The sequence below is a fragment of the Photobacterium ganghwense genome, assembly GCF_017329545.1.
GTDB lineage: Bacteria > Pseudomonadota > Gammaproteobacteria > Enterobacterales > Vibrionaceae > Photobacterium > Photobacterium ganghwense.
Window position 1 is genome coordinate 401,496 of record NZ_CP071325.1, and the last position, 12,009, is coordinate 413,504.

8 protein-coding genes are annotated in these 12,009 nt (G+C 54.2%); 5 read left to right on the forward strand and 3 right to left on the reverse strand.

Features of this window, described 5'->3' with window-relative positions; all coding sequences use genetic code 11:
- Positions 1 to 100: 100 nt before the first annotated feature.
- The 3 genes from lpdA (at position 101) to acnB (ending at position 7,148) form a co-directional block, all read left to right on the forward strand.
- Positions 101 to 1,534, forward strand: coding sequence for a dihydrolipoyl dehydrogenase (gene lpdA / locus FH974_RS01955; RefSeq protein WP_047886935.1), 1,434 nt, complete (start codon positions 101 to 103; stop codon positions 1,532 to 1,534).
- A 412-nt stretch (positions 1,535 to 1,946) separates the two neighbouring features.
- The gene (locus tag FH974_RS01960; protein WP_242551843.1) at positions 1,947 to 4,307 is read left to right on the forward strand and encodes a patatin-like phospholipase family protein; all 2,361 of its coding nucleotides are present in this window, start codon (positions 1,947 to 1,949) and stop codon (positions 4,305 to 4,307) included.
- 243 nt (positions 4,308 to 4,550) lie between these two features.
- Positions 4,551 to 7,148, forward strand: coding sequence for a bifunctional aconitate hydratase 2/2-methylisocitrate dehydratase (acnB, locus tag FH974_RS01965; RefSeq protein ID WP_047887025.1), 2,598 nt, complete (start codon positions 4,551 to 4,553; stop codon positions 7,146 to 7,148).
- A 101-nt stretch (positions 7,149 to 7,249) separates the two neighbouring features.
- Here acnB and FH974_RS01970 read toward each other — a convergent pair whose 3' ends face one another.
- From FH974_RS01970 to FH974_RS01980, 3 genes are all read right to left on the reverse strand, one after another.
- Positions 7,250 to 8,395 (reverse strand): glycerate kinase, encoded by a 1,146-nt coding sequence (locus FH974_RS01970; RefSeq protein WP_207103458.1) that lies wholly within the window; start codon positions 8,393 to 8,395, stop codon positions 7,250 to 7,252.
- Between the two features lie 10 nt (positions 8,396 to 8,405).
- Positions 8,406 to 9,671, reverse strand: a complete 1,266-nt coding sequence (locus FH974_RS01975; protein WP_047886933.1) for a GntP family permease — start codon at positions 9,669 to 9,671, stop codon at positions 8,406 to 8,408.
- 134 nt (positions 9,672 to 9,805) lie between these two features.
- Complete coding sequence (locus FH974_RS01980) at positions 9,806 to 10,981, reverse strand: sugar diacid recognition domain-containing protein (protein ID WP_047886932.1); 1,176 nt, start codon at positions 10,979 to 10,981, stop codon at positions 9,806 to 9,808.
- A 117-nt stretch (positions 10,982 to 11,098) separates the two neighbouring features.
- Here FH974_RS01980 and FH974_RS01985 point away from each other — a divergent pair, with 117 nt between their 5' ends.
- Positions 11,099 to 11,467 (forward strand): YacL family protein, encoded by a 369-nt coding sequence (locus FH974_RS01985; protein WP_207103459.1) that lies wholly within the window; start codon positions 11,099 to 11,101, stop codon positions 11,465 to 11,467.
- A 192-nt stretch (positions 11,468 to 11,659) separates the two neighbouring features.
- Positions 11,660 to 11,998 (forward strand): P-II family nitrogen regulator, encoded by a 339-nt coding sequence (locus FH974_RS01990; RefSeq protein WP_047886930.1) that lies wholly within the window; start codon positions 11,660 to 11,662, stop codon positions 11,996 to 11,998.
- The last annotated feature ends 11 nt before the right edge of the window (positions 11,999 to 12,009 follow it).

Genomic DNA, 12,009 nt, shown 5'->3' on the forward strand with positions numbered 1-12,009 from the left:
CAGTTTGTTAACACCTCTGTAAAATCGTTGGCCAGCTGAAACAAAAAGAAGAACATACCCGATAGCCTGAAAGGGATAAAAGACTTACAACGAGGTCATGATGAGTAAAGAAATTAAAGCCCAGGTAGTGGTGTTGGGTTCAGGCCCTGCTGGTTACTCTGCGGCGTTCCGTTGCGCTGACTTAGGTCTGGAAACGGTACTAATCGAAAAATACAGCACCCTGGGTGGTGTATGTCTGAACGTGGGTTGTATCCCATCTAAAGCACTGCTTCACGTAGCGAAAGTTATCGAAGAAGCTAAAGCGATGGCCGACCACGGCGTAGTATTCGGTGAGCCTCAAACCGACATCAACAAAATCCGTGTTTGGAAAGAAAAGGTTATCAACCAGCTGACTGGCGGTCTTGGCGGTATGGCTAAGATGCGTAAAGTTAACGTTGTTAACGGTTACGGTAAGTTCACTGGCCCTAACTCTATCCTGGTTGAAGGTGCTGACGGTGAGCAAACTACCGTTAACTTCGACAACGCGATCGTTGCTGCGGGTTCTCGTCCAATCGAGCTGCCATTCATCCCGCACGAAGACCCACGTATCTGGGACTCAACTGACGCACTGGAACTGAAAGAAGTTCCTGAAAAACTGCTGGTTATGGGCGGCGGTATCATCGGCCTGGAAATGGGTACGGTTTACCACGCACTGGGTTCTCAGATCGACGTTGTTGAGATGTTCGATCAAGTTATCCCTGCAGCGGATAAAGATATCGTTAAAGTCTTCACTAAGCGCATTCAGAAGAAATTCAACCTGATGCTGGAAACGAAAGTGACCGCGGTTGAAGCGAAAGAAGACGGTATCTACGTGTCAATGGAAGGCAAGAAAGCACCTGCTGAGCCTGTACGTTACGACGCGGTTCTGGTTGCAATCGGCCGTGTACCAAACGGTAAGCTGATTGACGCTGAGAAAGCGGGTATCGAAGTTGACGAGCGTGGCTTCATCAACGTTGATAAGCAAATGCGTACCAACGTTCCTCACATCCACGCGATCGGCGACATCGTAGGTCAGCCAATGCTGGCTCACAAAGGTGTGCATGAAGGTCACGTAGCAGCTGAAGTTATCTCTGGTAAGAAGCACTACTTCGATCCTAAAGTGATTCCTTCAATTGCTTACACTGAGCCAGAAGTGGCATGGGTTGGTCTGACTGAGAAAGAAGCAAAAGCACAGGGCATCAACTACGAAGTAGCGACGTTCCCATGGGCAGCTTCTGGCCGTGCAATCGCTTCTGACTGTGCTGACGGTATGACGAAGATGATCTTCGACAAAGACACTCACCGTGTGATCGGTGGTGCAATCGTTGGTACTAACGGTGGTGAACTGCTGGGTGAAATCGGTCTGGCGATCGAGATGGGTTGTGATGCCGAAGATATCGCGCTGACTATCCACGCTCACCCAACACTGCACGAATCTGTTGGTCTGGCTGCTGAAGTGTTCGAAGGTTCGATCACTGACCTGCCTAACCCGAAAGCAGTGAAGAAGAAAAAATAATTGTCGTCTCGGAATCACTTCCGCTACGAATTGCTGAAAGCGCCCCTCGGGGCGCTTTTTTTATGTCTGAGATCTTCCGGTTAAACCGATAGCACGCATTGTGGTCTCAAGGTTTTAAGCCAACCAGGTCTCAAGCCAACAAAGTCTCAAGAAAACAAGGTTTCAAGCCAAACGAGCTGTATTTCACATTGGGCTCTCTCTGGGCCGGTGCTGGCTAAAATTTGAACCATGTCACACAGTGGTACGATGAGAATGTCTTCCGATCTGCTGAAAACGAGATTTTGATATTATGCAGAGCGGTGTTATGCAGGCACATTCTGTCACAGCGTCTCAGACTGGGAGGCTGCATATCACCGACTGACTGTATTGACCCTTATTTTGAACCTGCTGTTAAGCATGGAATCCATCGCCAATGACCCGAACCCTGCGATTACAACCACTGTTTCTCTTACGCTCATTGCTGGCTGCGCCAGTCCGTTCACTCGTTGGGTGTAAGTGGGCCACTTGCATGTTCGTGACCTGTTTGCTGACGACCTGTTTGTTGGCAACTCAGGCTGTACAGGCGGCGGTCCCCAACCTGGCGGCGTCTCAGGAAAGGCCGAAGATCGGTCTGGTATTGGGGGGCGGGGGGGCCAAAGGGGCTGCCCATATCGGTGTGCTGAAAGCGTTGGAAGAAATGCAGATCCCGGTCGATTACATTGCCGGGACCAGTATGGGCGCCTACGTAGGGGGACTGTATGCCACCGGCATGAGTGCCGACGAAATCGAGTCGCTGCTTAACACCGTCAACTGGGATAAAGGCTACAAGGACAGGGTTGAGCGCAGCGAGCGGCGGGTCAGGGAGAAGCAGCAGGAAGATCGATTCCAGATCAGCAGTGAAATCGGGTTTGACTGGTGGGAGATCAAAGCGCCGAAAGGGTTTGTACAGGGCCAGACCATGGGAGAGATCCTGCGCTCGACGTCCGGCAACCTGCCGGTCTTTGACAGCTTTGATCAGCTGCCGATTCCGTTCCGTGCGGTGGCGACGGATATTGAGCATTTGGTGCCAGTCGTGCTGGATCACGGCGATCTGGCGGCCGCCATGCAGGCCAGTATGTCGATTCCGGGCCTACTGCCGCCGATGGCACTCAATGATCGGCTGTTAGTGGATGGCGGTATTACCAATAACCTGCCGATTCAGGTGGTACGTGAGATGGGGGCTGACATCATCATTGCGGTGGATATCAGTAATGAATTTCGCCAGCGGGATGAGCTGGACAGCTACTTTTCGGTGATGGATCAGCTGACCGACTACATGGTACGTGATAACGCCAACCGGCAGATCGAGACCCTGACTGATAAGGATGTACTGATCCGGCCGAATATCAAAGGGATCCGGACTGCCGACTTTGCTCAAATGCCGTTAGCGTTTGAGCGCGGCTATATTGAGACCAAAGCCCAGTCAACCAAACTCAGCGCGTTGGGGCGTTCGACCTGGTATCAGCGCTATATCGATCATAAACAGAAACGCCGGCGTCACATGCAATATCTCGACGAGCTCAGCGTGGAAGAAATCCGTCTGGTTAACAACAGCGCTTATTCGGACGATGTGTTGCTGGACAGGCTTGAGTTGGAAGCCGGCTCGCAGATTACGTCGGAACAGCTATCGTCGAGTATTCGCAGCCTGTATGCCCTGGATCGGTTTGAGCGTATCGATTACCACATCGAAAATGATGACGGCCACAATGCAATTTTTCTGAATGTCCGGGAAAAAAGCTGGGGACCTAACTTCATCGATTTGCGCTTCGCGCTGGAGGATGATTTTGAAAGTAATACCGATTTCTCTATTGGGGCGGCATTTAATGTGACCGGCTTGAGCCGGGCGGGGGCCGAATGGCGGACCGAGCTGGAATACGGCTCTGACAAGCGCATCGCCACCGAATTCTACCTGCCGTTCTATCAGAATCAGGACTGGTTCAGCCTGCTTTCGGCGGAGTACAAGATTGCGGATAAAAACGTGCGCCTGTTTTTCGGCGAAGAGCCGGAGCTGGAATTTATTGATAACTTCCTGCCTGCTACTTATACCGATGTGACTCTGGATGCCTCGTTTGGCTGGCAGCCTCAACTGTGGCAGGAGTTTCGGGTGGGGATGCGGTACATCACCGGTGAAACCGAGTACATCGGGTTTCCTGATGCTGGCCGGGATAAGCGGGAGAACAGGGTGGGATACCTGCATTACAGTCTGGATACTTTGGATAACCTGATGCTGCCGTCAACGGGGAATCTGCTGGAAATTGAACTGGCGGCGTCAGACGACAACATCCGCAACTTCGGCATTGAGTATAACGGTACCTCTATTCATCTGGATGCTTCCTGGAAAGGAGCGTACACGTTCGGACGCCACACCCTGATGGGGAAAGCGGAATACGGCAGGGTCGATTCGGATCTTGAATTGCGGCTGGATCCCAAAGAGCTGGGCGGTTTTTTAAATCTATCCGGTATTCCGAAGAATAGCCTGACGGGCAACAACAAGCTTTTCACCGCCGGGGTATACCGTTATCACCTGACGGATCAGGACTTTGGGTTGTTTAAATCGTCGATATATCTGGGCGGCTCCATGGAATACGGCGGGGTATACAACAACACCAGCCTGAGTATCAGCGATCTGCCGCTGTATTTTGCCGGCAGTGCATTCACCGGGATGACCACCCCGATTGGCCCGTTGATCCTGGCATATGGGCAGACCGAACAAAATAACAAGACCTTCTACGTCTTTTTTGGCGGGGCATTGTAGGTGGATTTTGAGAATACCCTCGATATTTATTCGAAATTTGTGAATGTTGTAAAAAACGGGCTGATTTTAATTTTACGTTAAAACTGGTATGCTGAGCGGACGGTTTTGGTCTCCCTTGACGAAAATTGAGGCAGCTACTGTCTGGTCTGCACAGCACCCGTCGCCTCATTGTAGCGTTCGAGAGATCAATCACTTCCAAGGATGTTCGGTCAGTGCGGCCGAACCAACAATGAGGAATATGTCGTGCTTGAAGCCTACCGTAAACACGTCGAAGAACGTGCCGCTGAAGGAGTGGTGCCTAAGCCCCTGGATGCTGAGCAGGTTGCCGCTCTGGTTGAACTACTGAAAAACCCGCCAGCAGGCGAAGAAGCGTTCTTGCTGGATCTTCTTGAAAACCGCATTCCGCCGGGGGTTGACGAAGCAGCATACGTGAAAGCCGGCTTCCTGGCCGCGGTAGCGAAAGGGGAAGCCCAGTCACCGCTGGTCAGCAAGGAAAAAGCGGCAGAGTTGCTGGGCACCATGCAAGGTGGCTACAACATCGAGCCTCTGGTTTCTCTGCTGGACGATGCCGAGCTGGCTCCGATCGCCGTTAAAGCTCTGTCTCACACACTGCTGATGTTTGATTCTTTCTATGATGTGGAAGAGAAAGCCAAAGCCGGTAACGAAGCGGCGAAGCAGGTGATCCAGTCGTGGGCGGATGCCGAATGGTTCCTGTCTAAGCCTGAACTGGCTGAAAAAATCACCCTGACAGTGTTCAAAGTAACCGGTGAAACCAACACCGATGACCTGTCTCCAGCCCCTGATGCCTGGTCGCGTCCGGATATCCCGCTGCACGCCCTGGCGATGCTGAAAAACGAACGTGAAGGGATCACACCGGATTTGCCGGGAACCGTCGGCCCAATCAAACAAATCGAAGCCCTGAAAGAAAAAGGTCACCAGCTGGTTTATGTTGGTGATGTTGTGGGTACCGGTTCATCACGTAAATCGGCGACCAACTCCGTCCTGTGGTTCATGGGTGAAGATATTCCACATGTACCAAACAAGCGTGCTGGTGGCTTCGTACTGGGCGGCAAGATTGCTCCAATCTTCTTTAACACCATGGAAGATGCCGGTGCATTACCGGTTGAGCTGGATGTGTCCAAGTTGAGCATGGGCGATGTTATTGATGTGTACCCACATAAAGGCGAAGTGCGTCGTCATGACAGCGATGAAGTGGTTTCCACCTTCAAGCTGAAAACCGATGTACTGCTGGACGAAGTCCGTGCCGGCGGCCGTATTCCTCTGATCATCGGTCGTGGTCTGACTGACCGTGCGCGTCAGGCGCTGGGTCTGCCGACATCTGACGTGTTCCGCCGTCCTGCGGGTGTTGCTGACAGCGGTAAAGGTTACACCCTGGCTCAGAAAATGGTTGGTAAAGCCTGTGGCGTGGAAGGTATCCGCCCTGGCACTTACTGTGAGCCTAAGATGACGACCGTTGGTTCTCAGGATACCACGGGCCCAATGACCCGCGATGAGCTGAAAGACTTGGCGTGTCTTGGTTTCTCGGCTGATCTGGTGATGCAGTCATTCTGTCACACGTCGGCGTATCCGAAGCCGGTTGACGTGAACACGCACCACACCCTGCCTGATTTCATCATGAACCGTGCCGGTGTCTCACTGCGTCCGGGTGACGGCGTGATCCACTCATGGCTGAACCGTATGCTGCTGCCAGATACCGTAGGTACGGGCGGTGACTCGCACACCCGCTTCCCGCTGGGTATTTCGTTCCCGGCCGGTTCTGGTCTGGTGGCGTTCGCGGCAGCGACTGGCGTTATGCCACTGGATATGCCGGAATCTATCCTGGTGCGTTTCAAGGGCGAAATGAAGCCGGGCATCACCCTGCGTGACCTGGTACATGCAATTCCTTACTACGCGATTCAGCAGGGTCTGCTGACGGTTGAGAAATCTGGCAAGATCAACGAATTCTCTGGTCGTATCCTGGAAATCGAAGGTGTTGAACACCTGACCGTTGAGCAGGCGTTCGAGCTGTCTGATGCCTCTGCAGAGCGTAGTGCTGCGGGCTGTACTGTGAAGCTGTCTGAAGATTCAATTGCCCAGTACCTGAAGTCAAACATCACCATGCTGAAGTGGATGATTTCTGAAGGCTACGGCGATGTACGTACCATCGAGCGTCGTATCAAGGCGATGGAAGCGTGGTTGGAAAATCCAGAGCTGATGAGCGCGGACAACGATGCAGAATATGCTCACGTGATCGAAATCGATCTGGCGGAAATCAACGAGCCAATTCTGTGTGCACCTAACGATCCGGATGACGCGCGTCTGCTGTCTGATGTACAAGGTACAGAAATTGATGAAGTCTTCATCGGTTCTTGTATGACTAACATCGGTCACTTCCGTGCGGCCGGTAAACTGCTGGATAAATTCAAAGGCCAGCTGGAAACCCGTCTGTGGGTGGCTCCGCCAACGAAGATGGACCGCGATCAGCTGACTGAAGAAGGCTACTACGGCATCTTCGGTCGTGCCGGGGTTCGTATTGAAACTCCGGGATGTTCACTGTGTATGGGTAACCAGGCTCGCGTGGCTGACAAAGCAACGGTTATGTCGACCTCTACCCGTAACTTCCCGAACCGTCTGGGTACGGGCGCGAATGTCTTCCTGGCTTCGGCTGAGCTGTCTGCGGTTGGCGCTATTCTGGGCCGCATTCCTACGGTTGAGGAGTACATGGAATACGCGAAACAGATCGATGCCACGGCAGCCGATACGTATCGCTACCTGAACTTCCACCTGATGGAGCAGTACACCAAAAAAGCGGACACGGTTATTTTCCAAGAGCCGGCATAAGCACTGCTTTGAATCATCATTAGCAAAACGCCTCCAGACGGAGGCGTTTTTTATGGCTGATTGCTGCACCTGAATCCTGTCGGAGTCAGGGACCTCTGGACTCAGGCCGAAAACTGGCGGGCCAGAGCAAGTGATGCCGCGACATTGCGCGCCGTCTGACGTACGTTGAACGCGGCTTCCTGCAGGGCTTCAGATAAAGGCATCGCTCGCGGTACCACACTAAACACTGCATCAATACCGTGCTGGTGGACCACATGGCAGTCCGGTGCGACGCAACCGGCAATCCCGATAACCGGCAGCTGATACTGCTTGGCAATCCGGGCAACCCCCATCGGGGTTTTACCGTGAATGGTCTGGCTGTCGATACGCCCTTCACCGGTGATCACCAGATCTGCATCTTGCACTGCGGCTTCCAGTCCGGCTGCTTCAGTGACGATCTCAATCCCCGGACGCAGGCTGGCATTCAGCAGACCCATCAGCGCCGCGCCCAGTCCTCCGGCGGCACCGGCTCCCGGGATATTTTTCACGTCACGTCCAAGCTGAGATTGGATGACTGCGGCATAGTGCGCCAGATTGGCATCCAGCTGTGCCACCATCTCTGGTGTAGCCCCTTTCTGCGGACCAAACACGGCTGAAGCACCTTTGGGCCCGCACAGCGGGTTATCGACGTCGCAGGCCACTTCCAGTTTCACTTGTGCCAGACGCGGGTCGACTTTTTGGGTATCGATTCGGTTCAGGGCTGCCAGTTCGCCACCGCCGAACCCCAGGCTGCGGTTGTCGGCATCCAGCAGCTGAAAGCCGAGTGCCTGGGCCATCCCGATCCCGCCATCATTGGTGGCACTGCCGCCAATCCCGATAATGATGTGCTCGACGCCGCGCTCCAGCGCCGCGGTGATCAGCTCACCGGTGCCGTAGGTGGTGGTCAGCAGGGGATTGCGCTGATCCGGCGCGACCAGGTGCAGGCCGGATGCCGCCGCCATTTCAATCACCGCGGTTCGGCCATCGCCCAGCAGGCCATAAAACGCTGAAACCGGTTCGCCTAACGGCCCGGTGACCGTGTGCTCGACGATGGTGCCCTGGGTCGCGTCGACCAGTGACTGAACCGTCCCTTCGCCACCATCGGCCATCGGCAGCTTCAGGTATTGTGCATCAGGCCAGATGTCCTTGAATCCTGCTTCAATAGCATCAGCGACTTCCATCGCGGTCAGGCTTTCTTTATAAGAATCAGGGGCAATCACAATTTTCATACATTTATCCTTACACGAAGAAACCGAAGACACCGAAAATCAGGGTCGACACAAAAGCAATGATCAGACCGACCGCAGATTCGTAAGGGATCAGCTTCAGTCGTTCTTTAATGTCCATGTGCAGCGCGCCGCCGGTGGCGTGGAAGAAGCTGCCATGCGGCATGTGATCCATCACCGTGGCACCGGCATGGATCATGGCCGCGCCAGCCAGAGCAGGCACACCCAGCTCCAGGATGGTATGGCTGAACACGCCGGCTGCGACCGCGGTACCGGCGGTCGTGGAGGCGGTGGCCAGTGACATCAGGGCACCCGAGATTGGCGCCAGCAGGTACGACGGTAGACCGGAAGCCGTCAAGACATCAATCAGACCTCCTTTCAGCCCGGAGTTAGCGATGATCCCTGCCAGGGTTCCGGTACCGAGCAGCATCACAGCGACCGGCGCCATGCGCGTCAGGCCGGAGACGGCAAAATGGTTGGTATCGCGAAAACGGCCCATGGCCAGAGCGCCCATCAGGCCACCCAGCGGCAGGGCAATCAGCGGATCGACCTGAATCCCGGCCAGCGGGCGCAGCGCCAGCAGGGCAATGGCGACCAACGGAGCCACGATGGCGGCACCAAAGCCTGGCAGGCGGCTGTGATCAACGGCAACCACTTCGTGCTCTTGTACTTTACTGCCGCGGTTCACCAGTTTTTTGGCGATCAGGTAGGCGACTGCCATGCCGCACAGACCGGGAATCACCCCGGCAGCCATCACGGATGTCAGCGGCACGTTGAAGGCATCGGCCGCGGCAATTGCATTCGGGTTCGGCGACATCACGTTACCGGCTTTGCCGCCACCGACCATGGCCAGCAGGATCGCCATCTTGGACAGATCGGCCCGGCGGGCAATTGCCAGGGCAATCGGTGCCACGGTGATCACCGCCACATCCACAAACACCCCCACGGCGGTCAGGATCATGGTTGCCACTGCCAGCGCCAGCAGGGCACGGGTTTCCCCCACTTTTTTCACGATGGTTTCGGCAATGGAGGTTGCCGCACCGGATTCAATCAGCACCCCAGCCAGCACCCCGGCCGCGAGAATACGCAGGACGGCGGTCACAATGCCCTGGGCACCGCCAATCATCAGGCCGACGGTGTCGCTCAGCGAAACACCACCAATCACCCCGCCGACCAGTGCACCTATGATCATGCCGTAAGCGGGCGGGACTTTTCTTAATATCAGGAATATCGCGACGACCAGTGCCGCTAATGCCCCGAGGGTAGAGACTTCTGCCATGTTTTGTTCCACGTAAAATTATAAAAAGAAATTATCAGCAGGCAGGAATGTACTGTGGGGCGGCAGGTTTGGCTTTAGGCGAGATGACAAAAAAGCCTGCCAAGAGAAAGGTTGATTTGTGCAGATGCACAAAATTAGAGTTTTTCGGGGAGACAGGTCACCGCCAAGTATAGCCGGGTCTTGTCATTTATGTTGTTGATTTTTAATTGAGTTATCTGTTCTATCCGCTCCAGGCGATAACGTAGGGTGTTACGATGAATATGAAGGGTTTGGCAGATTTGCGCCAAATCACAATTCTGAGCAAAAAATGCCTGCAGGGTTCGCATCAGGACACCCCGCGGATCCTGACTGCGCAGTGCCTGTATTGGCTGCATCAGTTGTTCATGACGCCAGCTGTCCTGTTTCAGGCCGCTAAGCAGGACTTGCAGGATATGATCCTGATAGAACACAACTCGGGTGGTATCCAAGGCCGCTGCCGGAGTAGCATCAAGCGTGGCTTCGAGGGTCGCTTTGGCGGTCTGGTACGAGCGGGCTAATCCCTGCAGACCCGGAAAATAGTCACCAATGGCAATCCGTATGGAAAACTGGCGTTCTCTGGCAACCTGACGCATCAGCTTGTCGAGCCGTTTCTGAGTCCGGGCTTTCGACCAGCCATCAGAGGTCAGGGTGATGGGTTTCAGCACCACGATTTCATTATGGGAAACGGAGACGATGCCGACCAGGTTATCCCGTTCCGGGTGCTCCAGCAGGTGAACCATCCGTTGCAGGTGTTCCAGCGACAGGCTGGCACCTTCTGCGGGCAGCACTTTGACGATGGCGGCGACGCGGGGCTGATCCAGATCCAGTGCCAGTTTCTGGGCGATGGACAGGCGCTGGGACTCACTCAGTTCGGTGCCGTTGATCAGTTGCAGCACCAGCTCTTCACGGTGGCGCTGGTTCCATTGTACCTGCGCCATCAGGGCTTCCTGCTCGATGATCAGCTCGGCAGTCATTTTGACCAGCTCACCGTAGTTGCGCACTTTGTCGGGCTCGCCGGAGATCCCCACCACGCCGATCACCCGGTGCTGAAACACGATCGGCAGGTTGATACCGGGTTTAACGCCCTTGAGTTGCTGCGCAGTCCCCGGATCGATCTCGACCACCCGATTTTCATTGATGGCAAGGATTGCACCCTCATGGCGTTGGTTCAGGCGGGTCGGATCGCCGGACCCGATGATCCGGCCATACTCATCCATCACGTTGACAGAGTAGCGAATGATTTTCATCGCCCGCTCGACAATTTGACGGGCCAGTGTGGCATTGAGTTGCATTTCTGAATCAGATCCTGACAATGTGCGCTCCGGCGTGCGGCTGTCTGTGACAGTGCAGCCATCTTATTGGTCGCCAGTGTATCACCAAGATGAACGAATGAGTGAAAGAGGATAGCTATGGATTACGAGTTTAAGAAAAATACCCTGGATGGTAGCTATCATGCCAACTTCTCAATGGGCCACGAGGCGCTGGGGCGCTGGCTGACGGAGGAGGTGGGCAAAAACTTCGCACTGATGGACGAGGTGGTGTCCCAGCTTGGTGCACTAAAAAACAGCACCCGGGAATGGCGGCGGATTGGTGAGGAGCTGACCCTCAGCCTGCAGGAAAATGAAGCGCTGATTCAGGCTAACTACCTGTTTTCTGAAGACGATACTGAGCTGGAAGAAAACATGGATTTTTATGATGAAGAAGCCGTAGCCATCTGCGGATTTGAAGATTTTGAGCAGGCTCTGCAAGCCTGGCGTGCATTTGTGACCCGTTTTTAGGTCATTATGCTGTTCTAAGAGCAAATTTGCTTCGTTTTAGTGAAAGGGCTGCACCCAATTGGTGCGGCCCTTTTTGCATTTTGGTACGGATATTTAGCAAGTTAATGAAAATTAAGGAATAAAAAAATTGGCACAGTGCTTGTTTATTCATCAGTGGTGACTGAGAAGGAATTCTGAATTGAGGAGCAGGCAATGAAAATAATTAGCGCAATCATTAAACCGTTCAAGCTCGATGATGTTCGTGAGGCACTGGCTGATGTCGGCGTCGAAGGGATGACGGTCTCGGAAGTGAAAGGGTTCGGGCGGCAGAAGGGCCACACCGAACTGTACCGTGGCGCGGAATACCAGGTCGACTTTCTACCAAAGGTAAAGCTGGAGATCGCGACTCAGGCTGACAACATGGAAGCCATTATTGAGGCGATCACCAAGGCGGCCCAGACCGGCAAGATTGGCGACGGCAAGATTTTTGTGTACGACCTGGAGCATGCGGTTCGCATCCGTACCGGGGAAACTGATTTAGAAGCCTTATAACAAACAGGATT